At 66.0% G+C, this 15,387-nt stretch carries 14 protein-coding genes; 8 read left to right on the top strand and 6 right to left on the bottom strand.

Features of this window, described 5'->3' with window-relative positions:
- The first annotated feature begins 22 nt into the window (after positions 1-22).
- On the top strand, positions 23-430 hold the full coding sequence (locus AC5RV1_RS05695) for a chorismate mutase (RefSeq protein ID WP_256248486.1): 408 nt from the start codon (positions 23-25) through the stop codon (positions 428-430).
- Positions 427-1,500, top strand: a complete 1,074-nt coding sequence (locus AC5RV1_RS05690; protein WP_493946634.1) for a uroporphyrinogen decarboxylase/cobalamine-independent methonine synthase family protein — start codon at positions 427-429, stop codon at positions 1,498-1,500. The genes AC5RV1_RS05695 and AC5RV1_RS05690 overlap by 4 nt, the downstream gene beginning before the upstream one ends.
- Before the next feature lie 5 nt (positions 1,501-1,505).
- Here AC5RV1_RS05690 and AC5RV1_RS05685 read toward each other — a convergent pair whose 3' ends face one another.
- The 6 genes from AC5RV1_RS05685 to AC5RV1_RS05660 are packed head-to-tail and all read right to left on the bottom strand — an operon-like array spanning position 1,506 to position 7,717.
- Positions 1,506-2,219, bottom strand: coding sequence for a DUF4166 domain-containing protein (locus tag AC5RV1_RS05685; protein ID WP_493946633.1), 714 nt, complete (start codon positions 2,217-2,219; stop codon positions 1,506-1,508).
- 43 nt (positions 2,220-2,262) lie between these two features.
- Positions 2,263-3,555: a DUF58 domain-containing protein gene (locus AC5RV1_RS05680; protein WP_493993838.1), complete on the bottom strand. Its 1,293-nt coding sequence runs from the start codon at positions 3,553-3,555 to the stop codon at positions 2,263-2,265.
- Complete coding sequence (locus tag AC5RV1_RS05675) at positions 3,555-4,547, bottom strand: AAA family ATPase (protein ID WP_493993837.1); 993 nt, start codon at positions 4,545-4,547, stop codon at positions 3,555-3,557. Before AC5RV1_RS05675 ends, AC5RV1_RS05680 begins: the two co-directional genes overlap by 1 nt.
- Positions 4,544-5,743 (bottom strand): DUF4350 domain-containing protein, encoded by a 1,200-nt coding sequence (locus AC5RV1_RS05670; protein ID WP_493993836.1) that lies wholly within the window; start codon positions 5,741-5,743, stop codon positions 4,544-4,546. The genes AC5RV1_RS05675 and AC5RV1_RS05670 overlap by 4 nt, the downstream gene beginning before the upstream one ends.
- Positions 5,740-6,405 carry a DUF4129 domain-containing protein gene (locus tag AC5RV1_RS05665; protein WP_493946629.1) on the bottom strand — a complete coding sequence of 222 codons (666 nt, stop codon included), beginning with the start codon at positions 6,403-6,405 and terminating at the stop codon, positions 5,740-5,742. The genes AC5RV1_RS05670 and AC5RV1_RS05665 overlap by 4 nt, the downstream gene beginning before the upstream one ends.
- Positions 6,395-7,717 carry a DUF7847 domain-containing protein gene (locus AC5RV1_RS05660; protein WP_493993835.1) on the bottom strand — a complete coding sequence of 441 codons (1,323 nt, stop codon included), beginning with the start codon at positions 7,715-7,717 and terminating at the stop codon, positions 6,395-6,397. The genes AC5RV1_RS05665 and AC5RV1_RS05660 overlap by 11 nt, the downstream gene beginning before the upstream one ends.
- 181 nt (positions 7,718-7,898) lie before the next feature.
- Here AC5RV1_RS05660 and mtrA point away from each other — a divergent pair, with 181 nt between their 5' ends.
- The 6 genes from mtrA to AC5RV1_RS05630 all read left to right on the top strand — a co-directional run bounded on the left by mtrA (position 7,899) and on the right by AC5RV1_RS05630 (position 15,297).
- Complete coding sequence (gene mtrA, locus AC5RV1_RS05655) at positions 7,899-8,573, top strand: MtrAB system response regulator MtrA (protein WP_163162297.1); 675 nt, start codon at positions 7,899-7,901, stop codon at positions 8,571-8,573.
- A 136-nt stretch (positions 8,574-8,709) separates the two neighbouring features.
- Entirely contained in the window at positions 8,710-10,461 is a 1,752-nt protein-coding gene (mtrB, locus tag AC5RV1_RS05650; RefSeq protein ID WP_493947179.1) for an MtrAB system histidine kinase MtrB, read from the top strand.
- Entirely contained in the window at positions 10,458-12,176 is a 1,719-nt protein-coding gene (locus AC5RV1_RS05645) for an LpqB family beta-propeller domain-containing protein (RefSeq protein ID WP_493993834.1), read from the top strand. The genes mtrB and AC5RV1_RS05645 overlap by 4 nt, the downstream gene beginning before the upstream one ends.
- A gap of 80 nt (positions 12,177-12,256) precedes the next feature.
- On the top strand, positions 12,257-13,180 hold the full coding sequence (locus AC5RV1_RS05640) for a ComF family protein (protein WP_493993833.1): 924 nt from the start codon (positions 12,257-12,259) through the stop codon (positions 13,178-13,180).
- A 144-nt stretch (positions 13,181-13,324) separates the two neighbouring features.
- Entirely contained in the window at positions 13,325-14,050 is a 726-nt protein-coding gene (hpf, locus tag AC5RV1_RS05635) for a ribosome hibernation-promoting factor, HPF/YfiA family (protein WP_493946625.1), read from the top strand.
- A gap of 32 nt (positions 14,051-14,082) precedes the next feature.
- The gene (locus tag AC5RV1_RS05630) at positions 14,083-15,297 is read left to right on the top strand and encodes a winged helix-turn-helix domain-containing protein (RefSeq protein WP_493993832.1); all 1,215 of its coding nucleotides are present in this window, start codon (positions 14,083-14,085) and stop codon (positions 15,295-15,297) included.
- Positions 15,298-15,387: the final 90 nt, after the last annotated feature.

Here is a 15,387-nt window from a genome sequence, read left to right as displayed (position 1 = left end):
AGCCCTCCCATAGACTTGAACCATGACGCAGCACAACCTCCACGCTCCTGACTCCGATGACTACGACCCCTCCGCCAGTTCATTGGCCGGCCAGGTGGACAACTCGGTGATGGCTGAGCTGCTGTCCATCCGCTCCAGCATCGACAATATCGACGCCACCCTGGTCTATCTCCTGGCTGAGCGCTTCAAGGCAACCCAGAAAGTCGGGTTCCTCAAGGCCACGCATCGGCTGCCCGCAGGCGATCCGGGGCGTGAGGCCGCCCAAATTGCCCGGCTGCGCAGGCTGGCCGAAGACGCCCACCTGGATCCTGCCTTTGCAGAGAAGTTCCTGAATTTCATCATCGGCGAGGTCATCCGGCATCACGAGGCGATCGCCGAAGACCATGAGGCCGCCTCGGGGCAGCACCCGCAGGCATCAGCACTCGCGTGAGGACCGGAGAACGGCACGAAGCCGGGTCCGGCGCAACACGCGGGAACGAGGCGCCGCCGCGGGAGGTAACGGCTACCGGACTTGGGCCCTGGCCCGGCGAGGACCCGGTGGAGGCGGCAAAAATCATCCGGGGCGAGCTGGGCAGCCCCCATCTGCCATTCCTCGCCGAACTGCCGGACCGGGGCGTGGGGTCAGATGCCCTGGGCCGCACCGCTTGCCTTCTCGAGGAGTTGGCCGTGGACGTCCAGCCTTATGGTTGGCGGCTCGTGGACCGTCCCGGCAAGGACTTCCGCCGCGCTGCCTCGGCCCTTGCCACTGACATCAACGTCCTGGCCGATGTGGCCGGTGCCGAGGAGAAACCTGCTGCGGAGGTCAAGGTCCAGCTGGTGGGTCCGCTAAGCCTTGCGGCCGGCCTCCACCTGCACAACGGCGAGCGCGCCCTCATGGACTACGGCGCCCGGCGGGACCTCGCAGCTTCCCTGGCTGCCGGCGTCGGCGCTTATCTTTCCCGGGTCTCGGCAGCAGTTCCGGGTGCCCGGCTGGTGGTCCAGGTGGATGAGCCTGACATCGCAGCCGTCCTGGCCGGCAGCATTCCCACGTCCAGCGGCTACCGCACGCTGCGTGCCGTTGCGGCCTCCGAAGCGCGGGAGTCCTGGCGTGTTGTTTTGGACGCTTTACGGGCCGCCGGCGCCGCCGAGATCGTTATTGCCGTTCCTGAAATTGAAGCGCCTTTCGAACAGGTCCTCGCGGCCGGAGCCGACGGCATTGCTGTTCCACTGAAGGCGCTGACTGCCCGGCAATGGGAGCAGCTGGCCGGAGCCGTGGAAGCGGATAAACGCCTGTGGATCGGGGCGCTGGACTTAGCGGCGAACTCACTGCCCAGGGTGGCTGACTGCGTCGAGGCGGTATGGCGCCCGTGGCGGCAGCTCGGCCTGCCGGCAACGGCCCTCAGCACGGTACGCGTCACGCCCTCTGCAGGACTTGCCGGCCGCAGCCCGGCTGAGGCTACGGCGGTCCTGGGCCGGATCACGCAGCTCGCCGATGGGCTGAACCAGCTGGCGCAGGGCTAAGAGCGTCAGACCCGGTTTTCCCAGCGGTCCGGCTGCGCGTACCGCGGCAGGAAGCTCTGGGCGGCGCTCCCGCCAGTGTATGCACGCAGCCTGTAGTCGAAGCTGCCGGCATACACCAGCACCAGGCCGATCTGGGGCTGGATCACCTTGACCTGGATGTGGTGCTTCCCGTTGCCGCCTTCGGCCGGGTCCCACCACTGTTCGGCGTAGGCTTTGGCGTCCAGGGCGGCGGGGAGGGGGATGCGGAGGGGGCCAAGGAAAAGCCTTGAGGCTTCGGAAACGCCGCGGAGCCGCCCCTGCGCTGTCACGCTCAGGTTCAGGTCCGTCACCAGCCGCCGGTACCTCCCCACGTAGTCCACCAGCCGGGGTGCCCCGTTGTGGCGGGCCACGCTGGTGGTGTCCTGGAAAATCCGGGTACGCCCCGGGAAGCGGATTTCCCGCCGCGCCGTGAGGCTGGAACGGCCAAAGGGATCCTGGTGCGCGTGGTTTTCGATCCGGAACGGAATGTTCTCCCCGTACTCGGGAAAAAACGCTTCCTCCCCGCCGGTCAGCCGCAGCAGCGGACGCAGCCAGTCCTGGCGGCAGCCTACGACGTCGAACGTGCCCTCGCCCACGCCATACTGGCCGCTGCCCGGCACCAGGGCAAAGTACTCCTGCAGTTCGGGCTGCAGCCGGCTGAAGTCCGAACCCAGGGCCTGCTGGTAGATCGGTAAGTTCATGGGGGACCTCCTCGTGAGCGGGGCACGGACAGCGATAGGGACTTCACAATCTACCTGCAGCCTTGAGCCTGATGTACATATCCGCCAGCTGTGGCGGGAGTTCCTGCGGCTCGGCATCCACCACTTCCACGCCATGATGCCGGAGCTCGGCGGTGACTGCTGCGCGCTGCAAAAGCGCGCGTTCGGCGGCGGCAGCGCGGAAGACACCGGCGGCACTGTCACGTTCCCGCAGCATCATTCCGAGCTGGGGGTCCCGGACGGCCGCCACCACCACCACGTGCTGGCGGGCCAGTTGCACCGTAGTGGGAATGAGGCCCTCCTCCGGCGCGCCGCCTTCCAGGGAGGTCAGCAGCACCACCAGGGACCGGTGGGCGGACACAGCCCGCACCTGCCCCGGGATTGCCGACCAGTCCAGTTCGATGAGTTCGGCTTCCAGCGGGGCCATCGCCTGGACCAGCTGGCCCAGGAGATTGCCCTGCCCGGCAGATCCCGCCCTCGCCCGGGTCCGGCGGTCAAAGGCCAGGAAATCCACCCGGTCGCCGCCCCTTTCGGCAAGGACTCCCAGCAGGAGGGCCGCTTCCATGCCGGTATCCAAGCGGGGCTCGTCGTCGATCCTTGCTGCCGAGGTCCTGGAAGTGTCCAAGACCATCACAACGCGCCGGTCGCGTTCCGGCCGCCAGGTGCGAACCACAACGGAAGACCGGCGGGCCGTTGCCCGCCAGTCGATGGACCGGACGTCGTCGCCGCGGACGTAGTCACGCAAGGAATCAAACTCCGTGCCGGCACCCCTGATCTGGACGGCGGCCTTGCCGTCGAGCTCGCGAAGCTTGCGCAGTTTGGACGGCAGGTGCCGCCGGGAATTAAAAGGAGGCAGGACCCGCAGTACGCCGGGGCAGTCGATGGTCCGCTGCCGGGCTGCCAGCAGCAATGGTCCGTAGGAGCGGACGGTGACGTGGGGGGCCTTGAGGTCTCCGCGTCTGGCAGGCTGCAGCCGCACACTGCTACGCCGGCCTTCGCCTGCCGGAACGTTGATGTCCTGAACCGGATTTTGGGCCCCTGCCGAGGGTTGCCAGGCATCACGCAGGGTTCCGCGCAACCGGCGCCGTCCATCGTTCCGGACAGTAAGCACAGAGTCCGCGGTCCCGTGCAGGGTCACGTTGCCGGGCTCCCGGCGCACCACCCGGACGTGGCGGAGCGAACCGGCGAGGGCCAGATCCACGGCTGCCAGGGCAAGCAGGCAGCCGGCCACGAGGCAGACCGTTCCCCATCCGGGCAACAGCAGGACCGGCACCAGGCCCAGCAGCACCAGCACCACAAAACGCCCGGAAATGGCCATCAGCGTGGAACGGGTACGGAAGCGAGGATGCTGGCCAGGACATCGTCCACCCGCACCCCGTCCATCTGCGCTTCAGGCTGAAGCGTCACCCGGTGCCGCAGGCAGGGCAGGGCCAGCGCTTTGACGTCATCGGGTGTGACGAAACCCCGTCCCGACAGCCAGGCCCAGGACCTTGAGGTGTTCAGCAACGCCGTGGCACCGCGGGGCGAGACGCCCAACTGGAAGGATGGTGCCGACCGCGTGGCCCGGGCAAGGTCCACAATGTAGCCGATAATTTCGGGCTCGACCGCAACGGTGGCCACCGCCTGCCGGGCCCGCTCAAGGTCCGCCGCACCTGCCACCGGCCGGACGCCGGCCGCTGCAAGGTCCCGCGGATCGAAACCGGCGGCGTGGCGGCGGATGACTTCCATCTCGTCCCGGCGCTCCGGCAAGGGCATGGTGAGCTTCAGCAGGAAACGGTCCAGCTGTGCCTCGGGGAGGGGATAGGTGCCCTCGTACTCCACCGGGTTCTGGGTGGCGGCTACAAGGAATGGCGAGGGCAGCGGCCGCGATACGCCGTCCACTGAGACCTGCCGCTCCTCCATGGCCTCGAGCAGCGACGCCTGGGTCTTGGGCGGGGTCCGGTTAATTTCGTCGGCGAGCAGGAGGTTTGTGAACACCGGGCCCTCCCGAAACGAGAACTCGGAGCTGTGGGAGTCGTACACCAGGGAACCGGTGACGTCACCCGGCATCAGGTCCGGGGTGAACTGCACCCGTTTGGTGTCAAGGCTCAGGGCCGCGGACAACGCCCGCACCAACAGGGTCTTGGCCACACCCGGCACGCCTTCCAGCAGCACATGCCCCTGTGACAGCAGGGCAATCAGCAGGCCGGTGACGGTTGCATCCTGCCCCACCACCGCCTTTGCCACCTCATGGCGCACGTCCAGCAGCGCCTGACGGGCGGAATCATGGGTATTGTCAAGGACCCGGGGGCCGCTGCCTTGTTCGCTCATCGGCTACTGACCTCTTTCTCTAGGGTGTCCAGTTCCTGCGCCCAGGCAACAAGCCGCGGCTCGCTGCGGGGACGTTCGTTAACCAGTTGTTTGATGTCCCGGGAGGGCCGGTCCAGGAACCGTGCCGTCGCTTCCGCAGTGTCGTCCGCGGTGGTACCTGGCCCCAGCCGCAGCTTCCGGGCCAGCCGCACCAGCGTACCGGCCCGAAGGTTGTCCCGTGCCTGGTCGATCGCATGCGAGTCGTGGTAGAGCCGGGCCCTTCCCTCTGCCGTCTCCACAGCCTTGACCACCACGGGCAGCGGCTCGAAAACCAGGGGTCCGTGGCGCCGGCCCCGCCAGAGGATTGCCGCCAGGGCCACCAGGGCGAGCCAGAGGCCAAGGAAACGGGCCCAGTCCGGTGCGAGCTCGTCCAGCGTTTGCGGGGAACCGGATGTCTCCAGGTCCTCCACGGACGGCAAGTACCAGACCAGGTCCGCTGAACCGCCCAGGGTCCGGATCGCGAGGGCGGCGTTGCCCAGTTCGTCGAGCCGTTCGTTACTGAGGATAGCCGTGCTGCCCAGGACTGAAACGTGCCCGTCGCCGCTTACGGTCAGCAGCCCGGCGGCGGAGCCCGTGGGCCGGTAGCAGGACGTCCCGCCGTCGTACACGAAGCCGGACTCGCCGGAGACGGCACCGGCGGCTTCCGCATCGGCGAGCGCGCAGCCGGGCTCCAGGACTGTTGATGCCTCAGGCACCACACCGGCCTGGCTGATGCCGCTGTCCAGTGCGGCGAGCGTCTGCAGCCGGGGCGATACAACTACCACGCGATTCGCGGCGCCGGACAATTCGCGCAGCCGGGAGTCATCCAGGAACCCGTCCCGGTCGTACAGCAGGAGCGTGGGGGAGTCGCCGTCGGCAAGGGCGGCCATTGCGTCTTCGAACGTGTCGGCGTCCCGGACGTCAACCCCGTGGCGGCCTAATATTTGGGTGACAGCCCGTGCCCCCTCTGGTCCGGGGTTATGGACGGACAAGGAAACACCGTCGCCCTTGGGGGCGAGTTGTCCCCAGATGACCAGTCCCAAGGCCACGGCCACGACTGCTGCCACGGCAGCAAGGGCGCGGTGCCTGCGTAGCCACCGAAGCGGATTCCTGCCGGCAACCCCGGTTTCGGCGCTGTGGTTCTCCCTGACCGTAGCCTCGGAAACCATCCCGGTCATGGCAGCGCCGCCGGATCCTGCTGCAGGGCGCCCTTTTGCTGGTCCAAATTCTTGGCAGGCTTGGTTGCCTCGAGATGTTGGTCCAGGCCGGCTATCGCCTGGTAGTCAGAGTTGCCCGCCGTCCAGCTTCCGTAGCGCACTGCGTCGAAAGTCCTGGCTGCCTGGTGGAGGCGTGCCGCTTCAGCCGGGAACGGGACGGACAGGGCGAGGACCACTTCATCAGCGGTCCGGCCCGGCTGCGGATCGAGGACCGTACGGTCTTCCGCGGAACGGACCAGCGCGCGGAACCGGTCGACGACGGCGTCCCCCCAGTTGCCTGCTGCGGCCGAGGCTTCCGCGCGCAGCCGGTAGTCGGAAGCTGTCAGTTCAGTATCCGGCTCGAAGACTTCCTTACGCTGCCGCGTCTTCGGGTTCAGGCGGGGCCGGGCCAGGATCACGGCGACGGCGATGATTACCGCGATGACGATTCCGATCACCGGGCTCGGCACCGGTCCCGGTTCGCCGGCGGGCCCGTCCAGGGACAGCAGCCAGTCCAGGAAACTTCGCCACAACGATTCCAGCCAACCCGGCTCGGCGTCCCGGTATTCGGATTTGGCGAGTTCCTCAGTTGCCCACCGCCGGGCTTCCTCGGCCCCCGGGAGCACCGGAGGTTCAGCGGACATTCGGCCAGTCTCCGCCGGGGCCCGTCCCGGGGAGAGGGCCCGGCCCCGATGCAGTCATCCCGCGTCCGGGGATTCCTTCCGGATCGGCGCCGGTTTCCATCAGGCGGAGCAGCGCGATGTCCAGCCCGTCCTTCCGCATTCGAAGATCCATATAGATCAACGCCATCACAGACGTTTGGAAGGCATAGCCGACTGCGCCGATCAGTGCGCCCAGGACGGCAGTGGCCACACCGACTCCCACGGCGATGGCGACGTCCTGCTCGGTGCCGCCGTGGGGCGAGATGAAATCGCCCAGGAAGGTGGGCAGCAGGCTCACCGGGATCATCACCACCTGCCCGATGATGCCCACCAAGATGCCCACCACCAAGGTGATTCCGAAGATCCGCCACCAGTTGGCGCGGGTGAGTGCCCAGGAGCGGCGCAGGCCATCAACGGCGCCAAGTTCTTCAATGACGACGGCGGCGGGGGCCACCATCAGCTTGATGTAGATCCATACGAACACGGCAATAAAAGCCGGCACCAGGGGAATGAGCAGCAGGGCTCCCATGCCTTCCAGGCCGGCGACCAGCCCCACGGCGACCGCTGCAATGACCAGAAACCCGAGCAAGCCCGCAACCATCATCAGCGCGGCCAAGCGGACCAGCGCCCAGGCCCGCGAACGTGCCAGGCCCCACATTTGCCGGAAGCCGGTGGGGCGGTTGAGGATGGACCGCGCCACGGGCACCACCATTGCGCCCTGGAGCACGGCCGAGATAAAGAGCGTCAGGACTACTACCAGCAGGATGGCGGCCAGAAATCCCAGGCCGAGGGAGGCAAGGTCGGCAGGACTGGCGTTCTCCGCCCAGGTTTCGACGGAGACCAAGGAGGTGGCTGTCACGGCCGTGATCACTGCGGCGAGGATGGCTGCGAGCGATTGCGCGAGGACGGCGGCGCCCAGCATGGCCTTTGCGTTGCGCCGGATCGTCTGGAAGGAGCCGTCCAGGATCTCACCGAACATCAGGGGGCGCAGCGGAACAATGCCGGGTTTGGGCGGGGCTACGTAACGGGGCTGGCCATAGGGTTGCTGGCCATAGCCCGGGTACTGGTGCGGGGACTGCGGTGCGCCCCACTGCTGCTGCCCTGGCCCGGGGCCCCAAACAGGCTGGCCGCCCCATTCAGGCTGTTTGTTCCACGCGGGTACCGCACCCCAACCGGCCTGGCCGTAAGTGGGCGGTTGGCTGTCAGCGCCGGGGCCTTGGCTACCGGCGCCGCCGCCTTTAGCGGACCGGTCCCAGCCCTGGGGCTGTTGCGCGCCCGGATCTTCTTGTGACACCCTTGTTCCTTCCCCCGTAGCTGTGCCCCGGCTGTCGGCGCCCGGGCTGCAGCACACGGTGGGCACCGGGAACGTCCGGCTTCGTCCCAGCCTATAGTTCCGCAGGCGGGCCACCTAGCGTTCCGCCATGCCGCAGCGCCCTGAACAGGACAAAGCCTGCCTGATAAGGGAATATATAACTATGAAGGCACGCATTCTGGTGGTAGACGATGACGAAGCGCTGGCCGAAATGATCGGAATTGTTCTTCGCAATGACGGCTTCGAGCCGGTCTTCTGCGCCGACGGCGCCAAGGCGCTTGACGTTTTCCGCTCATCCCGGCCGGACCTTGTCCTTTTGGACCTTATGCTTCCCGGCGTGGACGGCATTGAGGTCTGCCGGCAGATCCGCGCGGAGTCTGACGTGCCCATCGTGATGCTCACCGCCAAGGCAGACACCTCCGACGTCGTCCGCGGCCTGGAGTCCGGTGCCGATGACTACGTGCCCAAGCCGTTCAAGCCGGCCGAACTCGTGGCCCGTGTCCGCGCCCGGCTCCGGCCAGGTGACCAGAAGGCCCCGGAAACCCTGAAGATCGCGGACATCACCATCGACGTAGCCGGCCACACGGTCAGTAGGGGCAATGAGCGGATCTCCCTCACGCCGCTGGAGTTCGACCTCCTGGTAGCCCTTGCCCGCAAGCCGTGGCAGGTGTTTACCCGCGAACTGCTGCTCGAGCAGGTCTGGGGCTACCGCCACGCCGCCGACACGCGGCTGGTCAATGTCCATGTCCAGCGCCTCCGGTCAAAAATCGAGCAGGATCCGGAAGCCCCGGAAGTTGTATTAACGGTGCGTGGTGTCGGCTACAAAGCAGGGGCCTGACCCCGCAGTTCCCACGGGGGGACCTGCCAACGCGCCCGCTGCGGGAAATTCTCCGGAATCCCACGGCGGGCCTGACCGGCCTGAGCCCCACAAGGCGCCGGAGCACACCGACGCCGTAACTGCCGGCTTCCAGAAGCTGTCCTTCCGCGCCAGGATCTGGCGGCGGCGCACCCTGATCGTCTGCCTGCGCGTTGCCCGGCTGGTTCTAACAGGGATCCGGCGGTTCCTTCCGGCGGTCCGCTATATAGGGCGGGCCCTGCACCGGCGATGGCGCCGGTCGCTGCAGTTCCGCACCGTCCTCACCACCCTGATGCTCGCGATCACCTCGTTTGCAGTGGTAGGTGCATACCTGTCCAACCAGATCGCCAACAACCTGTTCCAGGAGCGGCTGACCCAGGCCGAGTCGGAAACCCGCTACAACGTCAAGCAAGTCCAGGACACCTTCGACGGCGCCCAGGTCACCGATCAGTCCAGCGTGATCACCCTGGTATACGACACCCTCAACGCGGTGGAGGGCCGGGGTTCCGTCATCCAGCGGCGGTATGTCTTCGAGGCCATGCCCGAACAGACCAAACCCCGCAACCGGTGGGTGGAGTCACGGGCATCGGACCAGCTAACAGTCAGTGTGATCCCGCCTGAGCTGCGTAAGGCCGTGCAGGAGTCGGGAAAGGACCAGTACTGGGCGTCCACCGTGATCCCGGTCGGCACTGAGGACCGTCCCGGCATTGCCGTGGGCAACAAGGTGACTTTCAATGGCACCGTCTACGAGCTGTACCTTATTTACGATCTGAACACCGCGCAGCAGACCCTCGACGAGATCCAAAGCGTGCTGTGGGCAGGCGGCGCCGTGCTGGTCCTGATGATCGGCGCCATCGCCTGGTACGTCACGCGCAACGTCGTCAGCCCGGTCAGCCACGCCGCCATGGTGTCCGAAAAGCTGGCGGCCGGCCAGTTGCAGGAACGGATGGTGGTCCGGGGCGAGGACGAGGTTGCCCGCCTTGGCGCCTCCTTCAACCATATGGCAGCAAGCCTTCAGGAGCAGATCACGCAGCTGGCCACGCTGTCCCAGATGCAGCAGCGCTTTGTATCCGATGTTTCCCACGAACTGCGGACTCCATTGACCACCGTCCGAATGGCAGCGGAAGTGCTGTACGACGCGCGGGAAGAATTCGATCCCATCAACAAACGCTCCGCCGAGCTCCTGTACAACCAAGTGGAGCGTTTCCAGTCCCTTCTTTCGGACCTGCTGGAGATCTCCCGCTTCGATGCCGGCGTGGCCATGCTGGACGCCGAGCCGGAGGACATCCTTCAGGTGGTGGCCCACGTTATTGAAGGGGCGGCGCCGGTAGCAGCCGAGTACGGCTCCGAAATCATCCTCAGCGCCCCCGGCGGCGCCATCATCGTGGAAATGGATGCCCGCAGGATTGACAGGATCCTTCGGAACCTCATCCTCAACGCCGTGGAGCACGGCGAAGGAAAGCCGGTAAGGGTCACCGTGGCAGCCAGCCGGACCGCCGTCGGAATAGCAGTCCGGGACCACGGCATTGGCATGGCACCGGCGGAAGCCGCCCGCGTCTTTGACAGGTTCTGGCGGGCAGACCCTGCCCGCGCCCGTACCACCGGGGGCAGTGGCCTTGGCCTGTCCATAGCGATGGAGGACACCAAACTCCACAACGGCTGGCTCCAGGCGTGGGGGAAGAAGGGCCACGGGGCAAACTTCCGGCTGACACTGCCTCTTCGCCAGGGCGAAGACATCGACAAGTCGCCGGTTCAGCTGGAACCCAGTGACATCACGCTCCCCGACGAGGCGGACAACAAAAACATGCTCGTGCTGGAAGCCGGCGGAGCGCCGCTTGTTCCGGCGTCCACGCCGAAGGAGACCACATGACGGGCGACACCTCAGGCCGGGCAAAACCCGTGGCTTTACTGCTGGTCCTGCTGGCCGTCCTGCTGGCCGGCTGCGCCCGCATCCCCACGTCCGGACCGGTAGGCAAAAGCAGTGAGGGAAGCGCCGGCAACCTCAGCGCACCCGTGTTCCTGCCGGCTGCGCCGCAGGACGGCGCTACGCCCGAAACGATCATCGACTACTTCTACCGGGCAGGCAGCGGCTATGAGGACGACTACGCGGTCGCACGCCAATATCTGACCCAGGCGTCATCCGTCTCCTGGAAGCCGGACCAGCGCGCCCTTGTGTACCGTGAAGCACGGGTTGTGCCGGGCGAGGCGGAGAATGTCTACAACTATGAGCTCGACGTCGCCTACACGGTTGACGCCGACGGAATAGCCACCCAGTCCCCAGAGGGCACCGTTGAGAAGATCCCGGTGACGGTTACCCAAGTGGACGGGGAATGGCGGATTTCCGCCCTTCCGGATGGCACAGCCATCGCCGAAGAAACCTTCAAGGTCATCTACGGTGCATACCCCATCTACTTCTATGACCCCAGCTTCACGTACGCGGTTCCTGATGTCCGCTGGTTCATCAAGAACAAGACCGTCAAGGCGATGACCAGTGCGCTGCTGGCCGGGCCTGCCCCGTATCTGCGTGGTGCCGTGGTGAGCGCCTTCCCCTCGGGCATCAAGCTGGCCCGGGAATCGGTGCCTGTTGTCTCAGGCGCTGCACAGGTGGACCTGACAGCCAAGGAACTCACTGAAACCTCACCCGAAGACCGCCTGCGTATGCAGATGCAGCTGACCCTGACCTTCCGCAGCCAGCCGGATGTGGTCAATGTCGAGCTGCGCGCAAACCAGGACCTGGTCCGCGTCGAGGACAACGGCTCGGTCCTCCCGCCGGTGCTGGACAAAAGCGTGCCCTCACGCCAGATTGCTGTCAGCGGCAATGATCTGGTGCGCTACGAGAACAACAGGGTGTCACCACTGCCGGATATGCAGCCGGTGTCTTCCCTCAACCCGCGGTTTCCCGCAGAATCCCCGGTGTCACAGACAGCGGCCTTCCTCAACGACAGCCGCACCACCCTGTACAGCATCAATCCCGGCCAGCCGGCGAGGGCATTGACTACACGGAGCACCCTGACCCGGCCGTCCTTCGGCCTGAATGAATGGGTGTGGTCGGCAGGGCCGGGAGCTTCGGGGGGAACCGAAGTTGTTGCATACCGCCCCACGGGCGTGGCCGAGGGAGCCAACGTACCGTCGGTAACCCTGGCGCCCGCCTGGCTGGCGGGACGCACCGTCAAGGACTTCCGGATCTCGCGGGAAGGAGTCCGGGCGCTGGTGATTTCCGAACAAAACGGGAAGACCCGCGTGCAGGTGACCGGCATTATCCGCGGCACGGACGGAACACCGCGGGAGCTGACGCCGCCGGTTTCCCTGGCCACCAACAGCGAACCGGACCAGGGCGTCTGGGTCAGTGACACCACCGTTGCCGTGATGAAGGGCGCCGCGGCGTCGAACGTTACGCCGGAGCTGCTGTCCCTCACCTCGGGGCAGCCACAACAACTGGCCCCGTGGCCCGGACTGGTGGCACTCAGCGCCGGGAACGGGGCTGAGGAAATCTATGCGCAGTCCGCGGAAGGCGTCTTCCAGCGGCTCGGAAATGGCTGGTCCCCCCAGATCAAGGGACCCATCGAGCCGTCGTTCCCTGGCTGATGCTGTTGCCCCGCCCGGCGTTGTCCACATAGGCGTGGAGCGTCGTTTCCTCGGAGTACGTGCGGGCAGATCCTTATGCGGTGAGCAACAAATGCACTACGGAGGCCGGGGCGGGGAGGAGGGTTCGGCTGGACCCGGACCTTGCACCGGCACCCGAACGGTCCGCCGGCCACCGCTCCGAATATCAGAGTGCACTCCTGCGGCTGCTGGACCAGGCAGCGGGGGCTGCGGCAGACCTCCTTGCGCTTGCTGTTCCGGTGGACTGCGTCTGCTGCGGCGCCGAAGACCGGGCCCTCTGCGGTCAGTGCGACCGCCGTATCCGGCGGCTGACGTGCGACCCATTCCGTGCCGAGAGCGGAGCACCTGCCCTGATGGATGTTGGCGGCAGGGTTCTTCTGCCCGTCGTGGCTGCCGGTGTTTACCGGGAGGAGCTCGCCCAGGCACTGTTGTCCTTCAAACGCCACGGCCAGTATCAGCTTAAAAGCAGCCTCGGGCGGGTGCTCGCCGGTGCTGTCCGTTCCGCATCACCCGGAACGGGAGTGAGCTGTCTGGTCCCGGTGCCGAGCAGCAATGCGGCCTTCCTTAAACGCGGTTTCAGCCCCGTCCACCTGCTCCTGGAGGAGGTGTCACGCCAGGTGCCCGGGCTTGCGGTGCAGGATGTGCTGGGAAAGACCGGGTCGGGCGGCCTGCAGCTGCCGGGCGGGCAAAAAGGCCTCGACCGTGGCGGCCGCGCAAAGCGGGTCCGGGGTACCATGCAGGTCCGCCAAAGTGGCCGGAACCAAGTAGCCGGACAGCGCTGCATCATTGTCGACGACGTCCTCACTACAGGCGCGACACTCGCGGAAGCAGCCCGGGCACTACACGTGTCCGGTGCGTTGGTGACGGGCGCAATCGTGCTGGCTGCGACACGCCCGCCCGACTCTTCAGGCCCCGGCGCCGCATCCCCGGAAGGCCGCGGAAGGGAGCATGTCTTAGAAAAAAATAAACCAGGAAAGGATGAATAAAGGATGGCTATGAACTAACGTCGGTGGTGGGTACCAAGAACAGAATGTACCTGTCGATGGCGGCTCGGAGAGGGGCTTGACTGTCAAACAGATCGGCCCAGGGAAGTGCTGCCGTCGTGTCACCGAAGTCATTTGGAGGGCACCATGGAGTTTATGATCAGCGGACGAAATCTGACAGTTTCAGACCGGTTCCGCGAATATGCCGGGGAGAAGATCTCAAAGATCGAGTCGCTGGGGGACAAAGTCCAGCGTGTTGATGCGAAGGTTTCCAAGGAGACCAGTTCCCGGCAGACCGGCGACCAGCTGACCGTTGAGGTGACAGTTCTGGGCAGGGGACCGGTGATCCGTGCCGAAGCAAGCGCCGCTGACAAGTTCGCGGCATTCGACCTCGCGTACAACAAGTTGCTTGAGCGTCTCCGCCGCGCCAAGGACCGCAAGAAGGTCCATCATGGACGGCACACACCCAAGGCTGTCCGCGAAGCAACCGCCACGCTGGAGCCCGCCAGCGCCCACGAACCGATCTACGTCGAGGCGAGCCACCGGAACGAAACGGCGGAGGCTCCCACAGAGAAGTCTCCCTATGATGTTGACAACGACATCCCTGCCGGCGATTCCCCGGTCCTAATCCGGCGCAAGGTCTTCCCGGCCGCCTCGCTTTCCCTCGATGATGCCGTGGACAACATGGAACTCGTCGGGCATGACTTCTACCTTTTCGTGGACAAGGCTACGAATACGCCGTCCGTCGTGTACCGGCGCCGCGGCTGGACCTATGGGGTTATCACCCTGGACCACGAATGCGAACCTGGTGACACCGTGGTCGAAGAAAAAATCATTGCGTACCGTTCGGACGATGCAGCAGCAAAGGCCTAGGGTGGTGAACACCATCCACAGAGAGGACTGATGTGCCAGCGACGCTGAGCCTGGACCAGGCCCGGCGGATCGCTCTGGCAGCACAGGGACTCGACAAAGGACGGCCCACCGGCCCCGTGACATCACGGACGGTGGGCCGCACCTTTGCCCGGCTCCAGCTCGTCCAGATAGATTCCGTCAATGTTCTCGCCCGGAGCCACTTCCTCCCCTTTTTCTCCCGGCTGGGAAACTACGACCGCAGCATCCTCCAGCGGATGTCCGGCACCCATCCGCGGCGGATGGTGGAGTACTGGGCTCATGAGGCCAGCTATATCCGCCCGGAGCATTTTGCCGACCTCCGCCTCTGGCAGAAAAGGGCATGGGTGGGCGCCGCCGGCATGGACCCCGGTGTGCGGGCTACCATCTCTGCCAGGATCCTCGAAACGCTCGCGTCCGCACGCCCGATGACCGCTGCCGAGATCGCGGCGAGGATCGGCCACGTCGAGGAAAAGCAGGCAGTCAATTGGGGTTGGAACTGGAGTGCGGTCAAGCGTGTACTGGAACACCTGTTTGAGGAGGGCCTGGTTTCGGCGGCTTCCAGGACTGAGCAGTTTGAGCGCAAGTACACCCTGACCTCCAGGGTGCTGCCGGGCGTTCCCCTTCCAGGGCAGCGGGAACTCGATCGCACGCCTGCGCTGTACCGCCTTATCGATGCCGCGGCCCAGGCCCACGGCATCGGAACCGTGCGGTGCTTTGCTGACTACTTCCGCACCCCGCTCAAGGCCGCGGCGGCCTCCGTGGAGCATTTGGTGGATTGCGGGAGGCTGGAGCGGGTGACGGTGGCGGGCTGGAACCGCGACGTGTTCCGGCACGTGGAGGCCACGCTTCCACGCAAAGCCGCCGGCCGGGCCCTGTTGAGTCCCTTTGATTCCTTGGTTTTTGAACGCCGCCGGCTGGAAGAACTGTTCGGCTTCCACTACCGGATCGAGATCTACACTCCGGAGCACAAAAGGCGTTATGGGTATTACGTGCTTCCCTTCCTCCTAAGGGACCGGATTGTCGCGCGGGTGGACCTCAAAGCTGACCGCTCAGGCGGGAAACTCCTGGCCAGGTCCGCGTTCGCCGAGCCCGGCGCCCCGGGGGACACCGCCGTCGAACTCGCCGCCGAGCTCCGCTTGATGGCGGACTGGCTGGGACTTCCCGACGTGGAGGTGGGTTGCCGCGGCGACCTGTCCGGGGCGCTCGCGAAGGCCGTTGCCGGCTTGTAGCCCGTATCCGCTCTGAGGGAACAAACGGGCCCCGGGGCGGTGTCTCTCCCGTAGACTAAAAACGCCAGAATCGGCGGCATAAGACTGGGA

This window comes from Arthrobacter sp. Hb9-2 (genome assembly GCF_059091165.1).
This window is presented reverse-complemented; position numbering and strand designations above follow the sequence as displayed.